The organism is Mesorhizobium sp. KR1-2 (assembly GCF_040045035.1).
In the GTDB taxonomy this organism is placed as follows: Bacteria; Pseudomonadota; Alphaproteobacteria; order Rhizobiales; family Rhizobiaceae; genus Pseudaminobacter.
Map to the genome: position 1 here is coordinate 500,186 of NZ_JBDZDS010000002.1, position 12,901 is coordinate 513,086.

At 63.6% G+C, this 12,901-nt stretch carries 16 protein-coding genes and 1 other RNA gene; 9 read left to right on the plus strand and 8 right to left on the minus strand.

The genetic code is table 11. The features are described from left to right. Positions 1 to 15: 15 nt before the first annotated feature. The 6 genes from ABLE85_RS06635 to ABLE85_RS06660 form a co-directional block, all read right to left on the minus strand. The gene (locus tag ABLE85_RS06635) at positions 16 to 1,566 is read right to left on the minus strand and encodes a DegQ family serine endoprotease (RefSeq protein ID WP_348791902.1); all 1,551 of its coding nucleotides are present in this window, start codon (positions 1,564 to 1,566) and stop codon (positions 16 to 18) included. 176 nt (positions 1,567 to 1,742) lie between these two features. Further along, positions 1,743 to 1,928: a DUF2065 family protein gene (locus ABLE85_RS06640; protein WP_348791903.1), complete on the minus strand. Its 186-nt coding sequence runs from the start codon at positions 1,926 to 1,928 to the stop codon at positions 1,743 to 1,745. Between the two features lie 9 nt (positions 1,929 to 1,937). Next, positions 1,938 to 2,891 carry a protease modulator HflC gene (locus ABLE85_RS06645; RefSeq protein WP_348791904.1) on the minus strand — a complete coding sequence of 318 codons (954 nt, stop codon included), beginning with the start codon at positions 2,889 to 2,891 and terminating at the stop codon, positions 1,938 to 1,940. Further along, on the minus strand, positions 2,891 to 4,003 hold the full coding sequence (hflK, locus tag ABLE85_RS06650) for an FtsH protease activity modulator HflK (RefSeq protein WP_348791905.1): 1,113 nt from the start codon (positions 4,001 to 4,003) through the stop codon (positions 2,891 to 2,893). The genes ABLE85_RS06645 and hflK overlap by 1 nt, the downstream gene beginning before the upstream one ends. Positions 4,004 to 4,152: 149 nt before the next feature. Then, positions 4,153 to 4,674: a dihydrofolate reductase gene (locus tag ABLE85_RS06655; RefSeq protein ID WP_348791906.1), complete on the minus strand. Its 522-nt coding sequence runs from the start codon at positions 4,672 to 4,674 to the stop codon at positions 4,153 to 4,155. After that, entirely contained in the window at positions 4,674 to 5,693 is a 1,020-nt protein-coding gene (locus ABLE85_RS06660) for a DUF4424 domain-containing protein (protein WP_348791907.1), read from the minus strand. The genes ABLE85_RS06655 and ABLE85_RS06660 overlap by 1 nt, the downstream gene beginning before the upstream one ends. A 222-nt stretch (positions 5,694 to 5,915) precedes the next feature. Between ABLE85_RS06660 and ABLE85_RS06665 the strand changes: the two genes are divergently transcribed. The 4 genes from ABLE85_RS06665 to ABLE85_RS06680 all read left to right on the plus strand — a co-directional run bounded on the left by ABLE85_RS06665 (position 5,916) and on the right by ABLE85_RS06680 (position 9,283). Continuing rightward, entirely contained in the window at positions 5,916 to 6,374 is a 459-nt protein-coding gene (locus tag ABLE85_RS06665) for a GNAT family N-acetyltransferase (protein WP_348791908.1), read from the plus strand. A gap of 236 nt (positions 6,375 to 6,610) precedes the next feature. Beyond that, positions 6,611 to 7,255 carry a DUF47 domain-containing protein gene (locus ABLE85_RS06670; protein WP_348791909.1) on the plus strand — a complete coding sequence of 215 codons (645 nt, stop codon included), beginning with the start codon at positions 6,611 to 6,613 and terminating at the stop codon, positions 7,253 to 7,255. A gap of 6 nt (positions 7,256 to 7,261) precedes the next feature. Further along, a complete protein-coding gene (locus ABLE85_RS06675; protein ID WP_348791910.1) occupies positions 7,262 to 8,266 on the plus strand; it encodes an inorganic phosphate transporter in 1,005 nt (334 codons plus the stop codon). A gap of 165 nt (positions 8,267 to 8,431) precedes the next feature. Further along, positions 8,432 to 9,283 (plus strand): DUF4118 domain-containing protein, encoded by an 852-nt coding sequence (locus ABLE85_RS06680; protein WP_348791911.1) that lies wholly within the window; start codon positions 8,432 to 8,434, stop codon positions 9,281 to 9,283. A 72-nt stretch (positions 9,284 to 9,355) separates the two neighbouring features. Here the strand turns inward: ABLE85_RS06680 and ABLE85_RS06685 are convergent, their stop codons facing one another. Further along, positions 9,356 to 10,150 (minus strand): thymidylate synthase, encoded by a 795-nt coding sequence (locus tag ABLE85_RS06685; protein WP_348791912.1) that lies wholly within the window; start codon positions 10,148 to 10,150, stop codon positions 9,356 to 9,358. 111 nt (positions 10,151 to 10,261) lie between these two features. Then, the gene (locus ABLE85_RS06690) at positions 10,262 to 10,573 is read right to left on the minus strand and encodes a DUF2853 family protein (RefSeq protein WP_348791913.1); all 312 of its coding nucleotides are present in this window, start codon (positions 10,571 to 10,573) and stop codon (positions 10,262 to 10,264) included. A gap of 153 nt (positions 10,574 to 10,726) precedes the next feature. On the opposite strand from ABLE85_RS06690, the gene ssrA reads away from it, so the two are divergent. The 5 genes from ssrA to ABLE85_RS06715 all read left to right on the plus strand — a co-directional run bounded on the left by ssrA (position 10,727) and on the right by ABLE85_RS06715 (position 12,888). Further along, positions 10,727 to 11,086, plus strand: a transfer-messenger RNA (tmRNA) gene (gene ssrA, locus ABLE85_RS06695). A gap of 121 nt (positions 11,087 to 11,207) precedes the next feature. Then, entirely contained in the window at positions 11,208 to 11,765 is a 558-nt protein-coding gene (locus ABLE85_RS06700) for an AAA family ATPase (RefSeq protein WP_348791914.1), read from the plus strand. 125 nt (positions 11,766 to 11,890) lie between these two features. Next, on the plus strand, positions 11,891 to 12,424 hold the full coding sequence (locus ABLE85_RS06705; protein ID WP_348791915.1) for an SspB family protein: 534 nt from the start codon (positions 11,891 to 11,893) through the stop codon (positions 12,422 to 12,424). Between the two features lie 12 nt (positions 12,425 to 12,436). After that, positions 12,437 to 12,652, plus strand: a complete 216-nt coding sequence (locus ABLE85_RS06710) for a DUF4169 family protein (protein WP_348791916.1) — start codon at positions 12,437 to 12,439, stop codon at positions 12,650 to 12,652. After that, positions 12,649 to 12,888 carry a ribbon-helix-helix domain-containing protein gene (locus ABLE85_RS06715; RefSeq protein ID WP_348791917.1) on the plus strand — a complete coding sequence of 80 codons (240 nt, stop codon included), beginning with the start codon at positions 12,649 to 12,651 and terminating at the stop codon, positions 12,886 to 12,888. The genes ABLE85_RS06710 and ABLE85_RS06715 overlap by 4 nt, the downstream gene beginning before the upstream one ends. Positions 12,889 to 12,901: the final 13 nt, after the last annotated feature.

A 12,901-nucleotide genomic window follows, 5' to 3' on the forward strand; every position in this document is an offset into this window, starting at 1 on the left:
CGCGGGTTTCCGGACTCAATCCATCCGCACCGTCACGAAGCGAAGCTCGCCGGATTTCGAGGCCAGCATCAGCAGCGCGTTCTTGCGGCCCTGCTCCTTGAGCGCGGCGATACGGTCCATCACGTCCTTCGGCGAGGAAACTGATTCCTGGGCGATCTCCGTGATCACCTCGCCCGGCGCGATACCGCGCTCGGCCGCCGGCGAATTGGGCGCCACCTCGCGGACGACGACGCCCGAGACATCGGTGCCGATGCCGAACTTGCTGCGCGCGGCGTCGTCGAGATCGCCTATGGTCATGCCCAGGACCGAGGCCGTCGCCACCTCGGCTTCGCTGCTCTGCGGCTTCTTGGCGTCCTCGCCCTTGGCAAGCTTCTCGCCGTCCTCGAGGCGGCCGAGCGTGACCTTGACGGTCTGCTCCACGCCCTTCCGGACGATGATGACGTCGACCGCCTTGCCAACCGGGCTCTCGGCCACGACGCGTGGCAGATCGCGCATCTCGTGCACGTCCTTGCCATCGAACTTGGTGATCACGTCGCCGGCTTGGATGGTGCCGTTGTCGACCGGTCCACCCTTGATGACGCCGGCCACCAGCGCGCCCTTGGCGCTCTTCATGCCCAGGCTCTCGGCGATCTCGTCGGTCACCGGCTGGATGCGCACGCCGAGCCAGCCGCGCCGCGTCTCGCCATATTCGGCAAGCTGCTGCACGACGCCGGCTGCCAGTTCGGACGGGATGGAGAAGCCGATGCCGATCGAGCCGCCCGACGGCGAGATGATCGCGGTGTTGATGCCCACGACCTCGCCTTCCATGTTGAACAGCGGACCGCCGGAATTGCCCCGGTTGATCGCCGCATCCGTCTGGATAAAGTCGTCATAGGGGCCGGAATTGATGTCGCGGTTGCGCGCCGAGACGATGCCCACGGTGACGGTTCCGCCAAGCCCGAACGGGTTGCCGACCGCCATCACCCAGTCGCCGATGCGCATCTTGTTGGAATCGCCGAACTTCACCGCCGTCAACTTCTTGGCCTTGGGGTCGACCTTCAGCACGGCAATGTCGGTCTTGGTGTCGGTGCCCGCCAGCGTCGCCTTCAGCTTGCTGCCGTCGGAGAAATTGACCTCGATCTCGTCGGCGTCGGCGATCACATGGTTGTTGGTGACGATGATGCCCTTTTCGGCATCGACCACGAAACCGGAGCCGAGCGACTGGACCTTCTGCGGCGTCGGATTGCTGTCATTGTCCTTGTTGCCCTGCCGCTTCTTGAAGAAGTCGTCGAAGAAGTCCTGGAAGGGCGAGCCCTCGGGAAGCTGCGGCATCGGCACCGCGCCGGGCCCTTCGCTGCCCTTGACGGTCTGCGAGGTCGAGATGTTGACCACAGCGGGGAGCAGGCCCTCGGCGAGATCGGCGACGGAAGCCGGCCCCTGCGCCTGCAGGTGTGGCTTTTCCTGTGCCTGCTGCGCCAGCGCCGGGGTGGCGACGACCTGCGGCAGTGCAATCGCGCCGACAGCCAATGCGGCCGAGGCGGCGGCGAAGCTCTTGCACAGTCGTGGCAAAATGAATTTGGCAGTCATGAGAAGGATGTCTCCGGTGTCAAACACAGAAAAAGTGTGCGCCCGTCAGGGCAGCATCACACCATCTCTGCAGAAATAGGGCCTGTTTGCGGCTTTGCCTACTGCCTGGAAGACAAGCCACTGAATATATGTTGCGTATATGTCGGGAACATGCGCGGGCGTTGGCATTGCCGGCGCTATCCACGCGCCAGCCAGACGATGCCAACCCCGGCGGCAATCGCGGCGAGCCCTGCCAAGCGCAATGCATTTTCGGGCATCGACAGCACTTCGGCTGCCAGTTTCTTGGCGAAAATTGGAAAGCCGCCATAGATCAGGCCCTCAATGACGAAGACGAGACCTATGGCGACAATCAGGTCGGACACTGGCGCGACTTACTGGTTTGCGCTGGTGGCGGGCTGCTGCGGCGCCGCGCTGGTAGCCGGAGCCGCCGGAGCGCCGGCCGGCGCGTTGCCGGATGGATTGCGGAAATAGCGGAAGAAGTCCGACTGCGGCGACAGCACCATGGTCGTGTCGGCGCTGCCCAGGGCATTGGTGTAGGCGTTCATCGAGCGGTAGAACTCGAAGAACTCCGGGTCCCGCTGGTAGGCATTGGCGAAGGTGGCGCTGCGTGTGGCCTCGCCCTCACCGCGTAGGATCTCCGACTCCTTCTGCGCTTCGGCCACGGTCTCCACGACCTCGCGGTCGGCGCGGGCGCGGATGCGTTGCGCCGCCTCGCGGCCGCGAGCCCTCAGCCTCTCGGCCTCGGCCAGACGCTCGGCCTTCATGCGATCGTAGGTCTGCTGTGAGACCTCCGCCGTCAGGTCGGTGCGACGGATGCGGACGTCCTCGATCTCGAGCCCGAGCGAGTTGGCGTCGGGACGAAGCTGGTCGCGCACGTCGCGCATCATGGATGCACGCTCTTCCGAAAGTGCGGCCTCGAAGCCGCGCACGCCGTAGACCCGGCGCAACGCCGCGTCGAGACGCGTCTTCAGGCGCTGCTCGGCCAGCGGCACGCTGCCCGAAACCGCCTGGCGGAATATGCGCGGGTCTTTGATGCGGTAGGCCACGAAAGCATCCACTTCGTAGAACTTGCCGCCCGAAACCTGGACGCGGATGTCGTCGAGATCAAAGCGCAGGATGCGGTCGTCCACGAACTGCACCGTGTCGGCGTCAAACATGGAGAACGGCAGCTTGAAGTAGATGCCGGGCTTGCTCTTCACGTCCACGATCTGGCCGAAGCGCATGACGATCGCCTGCTGGCGCGCATTCACCACGAACATCGAGGAATAGAGCAATGCCAGGATGACCGCGACGATGATGCCGATGATAGGGAAACGGTTGGACATCACTTGCTTCCTTCGGCAGGCGCCGCAGCGGGCGCGCGCTTTTGCAGTTCGGGGAGCGGCAGATAGGGCACGACGCCCTGGCCCAGCCCCTTGCCCTCGTCGACGATGACCTTGTTGGTGCCCTTGAGTAGCGCCTCCATGGTCTCGAGGTAGAGACGCTCGCGCGTCACCTGGGGCGCCTTGGCGTATTCGTCGTGGACGGAGATGAAGCGCTGTGCCTCACCCTCGGCCTCCTGCGTCACGCGATTCTTGTAAGCAGCGGCATCTTCGCGGATCTGCGCCGCCTGGCCGCGAGCCTGGCCGAGCTTCTGGTTGGAATACTGGTTGGCTTCCTCGACGAAGCGGTCTTCGTCCTGCTCGGCGCGCTGTACCTCGTCGAAGGCATCGGCCACCTCGCGCGGCGGCGCGGCATCCTCGATGGACACGGCATTCACGGTCAGGCCTGCGCCATATCCGTCGAGCGTGGACTGCACGATGCCGCGCACGCCTTCGGCGATGCCCTGGCGGTCGTCGCGGAAGATGTCCTGGGCAGGACGACGGCCGACTACCTCGCGCATCGCGCTCTCGGAAACCTGGCGCAGCATGCCGTCGGGATCGGAGACGTCGAAGAGATAGGACCTGGGATCGGAAACCTGGTAGGCGACGGAGAACTGCACGTTGACGATGTTCTGGTCGCCCGAGAGCATGAGGCCGGAACTCGCGCGGTCGGAACCGCCGCCGACATTGATGAGCTTTTCGGCCGTGGTCACCTTTTCAACTGTTTCGATCGGCCACCAGTGGAAGTGCAGGCCGGGACCCGACAGCTCGTCCTTCGGCTTGCCGAAGCGCAGTTCCACCGCCATCTCGTCCGGCTGCACGGTATAGACGGCCTGGAAGGCCCAGAAGATCACCAGCGCCAGCGCGACGAACCCGATCAGCAGCGGACTTCCGCCGCCGCCACCGGGAAGCACATTCTTCAGCCTGTCCTGTCCCCGGCGGATGATGTCTTCCAGATCCGGAGGGGTTCCTTGCGGGCCGCTCGGGCCGCGTGGTCCCTGCCCCCATGGTCCGCCGCTATTGCCGCCGCCGCCCCACGGGCCGCCGCCGCCACCGCCTTGATTGTTCCAGGGCATGAATGTCCTTTCGGTTCAAAATCTTCCGCGACTGAGGGCAGAAGCAATTCTCTCGTGCCTTCCTTCTATAGGGATGCCATCACGCGCTTTCAACGCGACCGCGGCTCGAGCCGGCCGTTTTGGTTACGAAACGACCTTTCGTTGCCACTTCAATGCACGTCCGCGCGCCTTTCGTAAACGGTGTAGCGTGTCGCATGGCTGTCCTTTTCGCCCGCCGGCACGTCGAGCGCGCTGACGACGCGCCAGACTTGCGGGTCGATTTCGGGAAAACGGGTGTCGCCGTCCACCTCGGCCAGCACATGCGTCACATGCAGCCTGTCGGCCAGCGGCAGCGCTTCGCGATAGATCTCGCCGCCGCCGACGATGCAGATTTCGTCCGCGCCGACCACGCAGCGGGCACGCGTCGTGGCAAGGGTGATCGCGTCCTCCAGCGAGCCGACCACCTCTGCGCCCTCCGCGCGAAAATCCCGGTCGCGCGTGACCACGATGTTCAGCCGCCCCGGCAGGGGCCGGCGTGGAAAGCTCTGCCACGTCTTGCGGCCCATGACGATCGGCTTGCCCATCGTGTCGGCCTTGAAGCGCTTGAGATCCGTGGACAGCCGCCACGGCAACCCGCCCTCGCGTCCGATCACGCCGTTCTCGGCTATGGCCACATAGATCGTTAGTTTCATCAATTGCTGCCTTCGCTTGCATCGCCGGGGCGAGTGAGGATCAGGATGTCGAGATCGCGCTCGGGATAGAAGTCGGTGGCCTTCATGCGGAACGTGGTCGGACCAACCTTCTCGACATTCGTGCCACAGACGCTGAGAAGGTTGTCCGGATCGCCCTTGTCGATGGTCAGCGTGAAATCGCCGATGCTGCCCATCGCCCAGTTGCGGCCGGTCTTCAGAATATAGGCTATGCGGTTTTCATAGAGCGACGGATAGCCGTTGGCCTTCTTGACCTCCTTCAGCACCGCCCGCTCGAAGGCCGCGTCCATGCAATAGCGCCGCTTGTATTCGTCGTAGGTCGGGCCCTTGAGCTTGCCGTCGTCGAGGAATCTCAGCCCGACCGTGCCGCCGAGGCTCGGCTGGTATCTGTGCGCGACCTTGACCTCCTTGCCCGCCGGAAACACCATGCGCCACCAATAGCTCGAGCGGAGCTGCCAGTAGGGCGTGCGCACACGCTTCCAGCCGGAGCCGTCGTCATACTCGTCGATCACGATGATGCCGCGATCGATCCAGGCATCGGCTACCGCCTGCGGCAGCTTCTCGAGCGCCTGGGTCGTCGTCTCGCCGAAGGGATAGAAGGGCACGCCATTGGCATTCAGCTCGTCGGAAATATCGATGCCGACGGCAATCGCCCGGTGCTCGAGCTCCGGCTTGACCGGCTGGCCGTCGACCGTCACCTCGAAGCCAAGGAAATTGTCCTCCCCCATCCGCGGAATGGACGGCATGCTGTAGAGATTGCCTTCGATGTCCGGCATGGGAAAGGCCACGATGGTCGAGACATCCTTGTCGGAGCTGTTGCGGAAGACATAGTCGACCGTGACCTTGTCGCGGGAGATGAACAGGTCCTCCTTTTCCATGGCCACGACATCGCTGCGCGACAGGATCAGCCCGCCGGTGCCGAGCTCGGCGATGGAATCGTTGGCCCGCGCCGGTGCAGCGGCGGCGGTGACCATCAAGGCAAGCAGCAGGCGTCGAAGCATGTGAAGTCCCCCCAAAAGTGCTCCTGCATCCACCGCCTCGCGACGGTTTCAGCCGAACCTCCGCTTCCGGTTCGAGTCAGCGAGGCATGGGCAGCATGTAACCCGCTTGCCGGATCGCGGGCAAAGCAAATCCGGCTTTTTGCCTCTCGCCCGGTCTCCTCCCACAGCGAAATGCCGGCTGGCGCATTGCCTCTCGCCGGAACGGCCGGCTAGTTTCTCCCAATGAACCAAATCAGTTTCCGCCGGGCCCGGGAAACCGACCTTCCCGCAATCATTGCCCTGCTGGCCGACGACGAGCTCGGCCGGCAGCGGGAGGACACCAGCCATCCGCTGGCCGACTGCTACAAAAGTGCCTTCAAGGCGCTCGACGCCGATCCCAACCAGTTCCTTGCCGTTGTTACGGAAGACGAGGTCGTCGTCGGCACGCTCCAGCTCAGCTTCATTCCGGGGCTTTCCCGCAAGGGCGCCTGGCGCGGCCAGATCGAGGCCGTGCGCATCGCCGCCGACCGCCGCGGCGGCGGGCTGGGAAGGCAGATGTTCGAATGGGCGATCGCGGAATGCCGCGCGCGGGGCTGCAACCTGGTCCAGCTCACCACCGACCGGGACCGCCTCGACGCCCATCGCTTCTATGAACAGCTCGGCTTCAGCGCGAGCCATATCGGCTACAAGCTGGCGCTCTAGACCCATGTGACAGCGCTTCCGCAGGGTTCCGAACGGCCGCCTGCGCGCCTACGACGCGCTTTTTGATGCGATTTCATCGTTGATCTCGGCATTTCTGCACTAGCGATACGGTCCGTCGTGAAATAGACGGAAGCTGAATTTCGGTGGCCGTCTAACCTTCGACCGCCGCGCGGACGCTTTTGGCAAACGCCGGCTGCGTCCGATTTCGACCAGGAACGAAAAACAAGGATTTTGGAATGCTGGGCTGGTTTCGGGCTTTGATGCCGAGGGAGGACCGCTTCTTCGATCTGTTCGCGAAGCATTCGCACATCGTGGTTAGCGCCGCCGAGGCTCTGCAGAAGCTGCTGGCGGGCGGCGAGGATGTCGAGAAATACTGCCGCCAGATCATCAAGCTGGAAAGCCAGGCCGACGCCATCACCCACGAGGTGATGCAGGCGGTGCGCAAGAGCTTCATCACCCCCTTCGACCGCAGCGACATCCAGGATCTGATCCAGTCGATGGACGACGCCATCGACATGATGCGCAAGACGGTGAAGACCGTCATCCTCTACGAGCAGAAGAGCTTCGACCCGCTGATGCAGGAAATGGGCGCCTCGATCGTCGCCGCGGCCCATCTGATCCACGAAGCCATCCCGCTGCTCAACAAGATCGGCACCCAGGCGCCGCGCCTCAGCGCCATCGCCATGGAGGTCACGCGCATCGAGGGCCGTTCCGACGAACTCCACGACGAAGGGCTGAAGGACCTGTTCGGCAAGCACGGCCGCAGCGACCCCATGGCCTACATGATCGGCAGGGAACTCTATGGCCAGCTCGAGAAGGTGGTGGATAGCTTCGAGGACGTCGCCGACGAGATCAGCGGCATTTTGGTCGAGAACGTGTAGCCGCTGATGGACGCCTCGCTCGCCTTTCCGCTGCTGGTCGGCCTGATCGCGGTCGCGCTGTTCTTCGACTTCCTCAACGGCCTGCACGACGCCGCCAATTCCATCGCCACCATCGTCTCGACCCGCGTGCTGCGGCCGCAATTTGCGGTGGCCTGGGCGGCGTTCTTCAATTTCATCGCCTTCCTGTTCTTCGGCCTCCATGTCGCCCAGACCCTGGGCACCGGCATCATCGACGCCAGCATCGTCGACCCGCAGGTGATCTTCGCCGCGCTGATGGGCGCAATCGCCTGGAACGTCATCACATGGGCGTTCGGCATTCCGTCGAGCAGCTCGCACGCGCTCATCGGCGGCCTCGTCGGCGCGGGCATGGCCAAGGCCGGCGGCGGTGCCGTGGTCTGGTCGGGGCTGTTCAAGACGTCGGCGGCCATCGTGATGTCGCCGCTCATCGGCTTCCTGCTTGCCCTGAGCCTGATCCTGATGGTCTCGTGGCTGTTCATCCGCCAGACGCCGTTTGCGGTCGACCGGACCTTCCGCGTCATGCAGTTCATCTCGGCCTCGATGTACTCGCTCGGCCACGGCGGCAACGACGCGCAGAAGACCATGGGCATCATCGCCGTGCTGCTCTACTCGCAGGGCCAGCTCGGCAGCGAGTTCTACGTGCCATTCTGGGTGGTCATCTCCTGCCAGAGCGCCATGGCGCTGGGCACGCTGTTCGGCGGCTGGCGCATCGTCCACACGATGGGCTCCAAGATCACCCGCCTCAACCCGATGCAGGGTTTTTGCGCCGAAACCGGCGGCGCGCTGACCCTGTTCCTGGCGACGTATCTCGGCATTCCCGTGTCCACCACCCACACCATCACCGGCGCCATCGTCGGCGTCGGCGCGGCCCGCCGGGTGTCGGCAGTGCGCTGGGGCATCGCCGGCAACATCGTCGTCGCCTGGGTCATCACCCTGCCGATCGCGGCCGCGATTTCGGCACTGTGCTATATGGCGGTCGGGTTCTTCCTCTAGGCGCAAACGCACGACCAAACGCCTCGCTCCCTCATCGGGCGAGGCGCGAGCATCGAATACCCGCACGCGAGCAGCGCCGCGCAACTGCCCACGCATGATCGGAAGAGGTGTATACTCGGCCAGCTTTATGCCGCCACGGCATATTGCTCGGCAGGAGTTGAACCAATGACCGATGCCAAATCCAAGCTTCGGGGAGACATCACACCGACGCCGCCTGCTGATCCGCTATTGAGCTCGGCACCATCAAATTCTCCGGCTGTAGTGGGCTACCTTGTTGCGTTTGCGATGACGGCCGTCGCGGCGCTTATGGCTATCAGTGTCAACATTGAGGCAAATGTCCCAAACCTCTCCCTCATATTTGTCGTGCCGGTGGTTATAGGGGGCGTTGCTTTCGGTCTGGGCCCCTCCCTCTTCTCGGCCATACTTGGTGCTCTCGCTTATAATTTCTTCCTGACTGAGCCTCGCTACTCACTCATGGTCAAGGACCCGACAAATATCTGGGCGATTGCACTGCTTTTTATCATCGGGCTTATCGTAAGCGGCGTTGCCTACACTTCCAGGCGGAGGGCGACTGATGCGGCACTCCTGAGAAGGCAGGCGACAGTGTTGAAATGCTACAGTCGCGACATTCTGGCGGCCGGCAACACGGAGACGATCGTCTCACTCACCTCCGAAGCCCTCGCCGCGCTCTTCCGAGTTCCTGTCGTCGTGATACTTGTCGCGGAGGGAAAAGTGGTTTCCGTCAAAAAAGCAGCCAGCGGCGTGGAACCCCAGGAGGCTGAATTTGAGATGGCCCTATCGTCTTTGGCGACGGAAACTGTCACGCGCGCCGGGATCTACCCGGCTGTCACCTCGCGCTTCGACTTTTGGCCAGTGGCAACGGAGGTGGGTCAGGGTGCCGTCATTGGACTCGCATTCGACTCCGACGAACGTCCTTCGTCGCCCGACACATTGGTCGATATCGTCAGGAGTGTCATGGCGCTGGCGCTTGAGCGTCGGCACAAACCACCCATCTGAGATGTTCGTCGCGAAGGGCAGCTTGACTCCTGTCGCCCAATAGAGAAGCGCCGCCCGGGCAGCGCCTGCCGCTTACACCGCGATCGGGGCGCGGATGGTGGGATCGGCCTCGTAATTCTCCAGCCTGAAATCCTCGAAGCGGAAGGCGAACAGGTCCTTCACCTCCGGATTGATCCACATCGTGGGCAATGGCTTCGGCGTGCGCGCAAGCTGCTCGCGCGCCTGCTCGAAATGGTTCGAGTAGATATGCGCGTCGCCTAGCGTGTGAACGAAGTCACCCGGCTTCAGCCCGGTCACCTGCGCCACCATCATCGTCAGCAGCGCATAGGAGGCGATGTTGAAGGGCACGCCCAGGAAGATGTCGCCCGAACGCTGGTAGAGCTGGCAGGAGAGCCTGCCCTCCGAGACGTAGAACTGGAACAGGCAGTGGCAGGGCGGCAGCGCCATCTCGTCCACCTCGGCCGGGTTCCAGGCCGAGACGATCAGCCGGCGCGAATTGGGATTGGTACGCAGTTGCGTCAGCAGATTGGCGATCTGGTCGATGCGCTCGCCGTTCGGGGCCGGCCAGGAACGCCACTGCGCGCCATAGACGGGGCCGAGATCGCCATTAGCGTCGGCCCACTCGTCCCAGATGGTGACGCCGTGGTCGTGCAGATACTTTATGTTGGTGTCGCCCTTCAGGAACCAGAGCAGCTCGTGGATGATCGACTTCAGGTGCAGCTTCTTGGTGGTCGTCACCGGAAAGCCGTCGGCCAAGTCGAAGCGCATCTGGTAGCCGAACACCGAGCGCGTGCCGGTACCCGTGCGGTCGCCGCGATCGACTCCGTTGTCGAGCACATGTCTGAGGAGGTCGAGGTACTGGCGCATCGGATTCGCTTGATTCGGTAATTTTGCCAATCATAGCGCATGCCCCGGTCCGCGCCACGCATAACCGGGCCCATCCCCAACTGGAGGCCGTCAGGCTTGATCGCCTGGCGCCTAGATCGCGCCCAGCTTGCCGAGTTCCTTCGCGGCCAGGTAGTAGAAGGTCACGCGGTGTTTGCTGTGGTCGGCCGCCATCGTCTTGCAGACCTTTTCCACCACGGCCTCGGCCTTGGCGTCGTCGGTCACGCCGAGCTTCTTGGCGATCCAGCTCTCCTTGACGCGCTCGAGCTCCTTGGGATCGGTGCAGGACACCAGCGACGAATCGCGGTTGCGCAGCGCAATTCCCAGATGCTTCACGATCTTCTCGACCGCAGCCGCATCGGCGCCGGCATCGTATTTTTTGACGTCTGCAAGATAGTCGCTCATGCGTATTCCCCTTCTGGAACAATATGACATTCGTTCGATGGGGCCTCGCGAAAGCGCAACCTTTTGCGTTTCCAGACAATTCCCCACGACCGGAAACTTGTGGCAGGGCGGGCGACAATCAACCCTCTGTTGCAAGCGGATAACGTCGAAAGCGGCCTTTCATTTTCCGCGAACGCTGCCTATATTCGCGCTGTCAGCTCGACTGACTATGGCAATAAACAGGCGATGCAATAAACCGTTCGGACCCGGGGGCGGTACCCGGCGCCTCCACCAAAAACCGCTCGGATCGAGGAGCGGCTTTTGCTGGGGGCGAAATAGGATCGACGAAGGCGTAAAGATCGTACTTTTGCTCGGCATTGTACCACCGTTATCGGGCTAAACTTATAGTTGCCAACGACAACTATGCGGAAGCACGTCTCGCTGCTTAATGCGGTGCGATAGCTTCAAATCAAGCCTTAGGCCGTCGCAGGTCTAAGCGGGGTTCGGAGGTACCTGGCAACAGAAACCTCCACTTCTCCCTCCCTTCTATAGTTCTGCCTCCGCCAGCTTCCGTGCGGCGCGTCTTTGCGCGCGCGCCCTGCAGCGGCCTGGCGATTTTCCCTTTTCGACAAGCCATCCTTTCACGCGAGGTCCCATGACACTGGCCCTGACAGACCGCTATTTCGTGCTGACCGGAGGTCCCGGCTCCGGCAAGACGACTTTGATCGACGCGCTCCGTGCCGCCGGCCATTCGACCGCGCCGGAAGCCGGTCGCGGCATCATCCAGCACCAGATCGCCGTCTCCGGCCCCGCCCTGCCCTGGCGCGATCCCGCGCTGTTCGCCGAGCTGATGCTGGCCTGGGAGATGCGCTCGCACGAGGCGGCGCGGGCGGAAGCCGGCCCGGTCTGCTTCGACCGCGGCGTGCCGGACGTGGCCGGCTATCTTCGCCTCATCGGTTTGCCGGTACCGGCCCACATCGAGAAGGCTGCCGAACGCTTCCGTTACAACCGCAAGGTCTTCATTCTCCCGCCCTGGCCGGAAATCTTCCGGCAGGACGCCGAGCGCCGGCAGGATCTCGATGAAGCCCGCCGCACTTACGACGCCATGGTCGAGACCTACACCGCCTGCGGCTATGAGTTGATGGAGGTTCCGCGCTGGCCGGTCGAGGAGCGTCTGCGCTTCCTGGCCAACCAGGTCGCCACGAGCCGCTAACCTCACGCTAACTTTGCACGGCCGCAACACGCTCTGTCCCTGTTGCGCTCGCGCGCTATATGCGGTTTACGATAGAAACGAGCTTGATTACAGCTAGGCCCCCGATTCACCGGAAGCGCAGTCGCATGCCCGAAGACCTTATCCGCTACGATATTCTCGCCCAGGAAGCGCTGCGCGGCGTGATGCGCAAGGTTCTCGGAGAAGTCGCGCGCACCGGCCTGCCGGGCAACCACCACTTCTTCATCACCTTCCTGACCGGTGCGCCGGGCGTGCGCATTTCCAGCCGCCTGCGCGAGCGCTATCCCGAGCAGATGACCATTGTCATCCAGTTCCAGTATTGGGATCTGAAGGTCAGCGAGACCGGCTTCGAGATCGGCCTGTCCTTCTCCGACATCCCCGAAAAGCTGGAAATCCCCTTCTCGGCGGTGCGCGGCTTCTACGATCCGTCGGTAAACTTCGAGCTCGAGTTCGACGTCAAGGCCGACGAGGGGATCGAGACGATCGAGGAAGAGCCGGAGCCCGAGGTGCCGGCCAAGCGCGCGGCACCTGCCAAGGCCGAGGCCAAGAAGAAGGTCGCGCAGACCGCCGACGCCGAAGCGGATGCCGGCCCCGCCAAGGGCGCCGACGTCGTCTCGCTGGACGCCTTCCGCAAGAAATAGGAGGGTCGGCTCTTGGCGGACATCGTCAATCTTCGCCAGGCCCGCAAGAACAAGGCGCGCGCCGAGAAGGAACGCGCCGCCGAACAGAACCGCGCATTGCACGGCCGCAGCAAGGCCGAGAAGACCAGGGACCGCGTGGTCGCCGAGCAGACCGCCCGCTTCGTCGAAGGCCACCGGCGCGAGCACCGGGCCGGGCCACCCTCTCCGCCCGCGGACGACGACCAGTGAGCCTCGTGCTCAAGCATTCGGTGACGATCCGCGGCCACCGCACCAGCTACTCGCTCGAAAAACCCTTCTTCGATGACCTGATGACGATCGCCGCCGAGCGCGGCATGACGCTGGCGGCACTCGTCGCCGAAATCGACGGAACGCGCCCGCGCGAGGCCAACCTCTCCTCCGCGCTCAGGCTCTACGTGCTGGACTGGGCAAAGCGCGGCGGCGGACGCGACCGGGAAACCGCCTGAATCCTCGACGTCA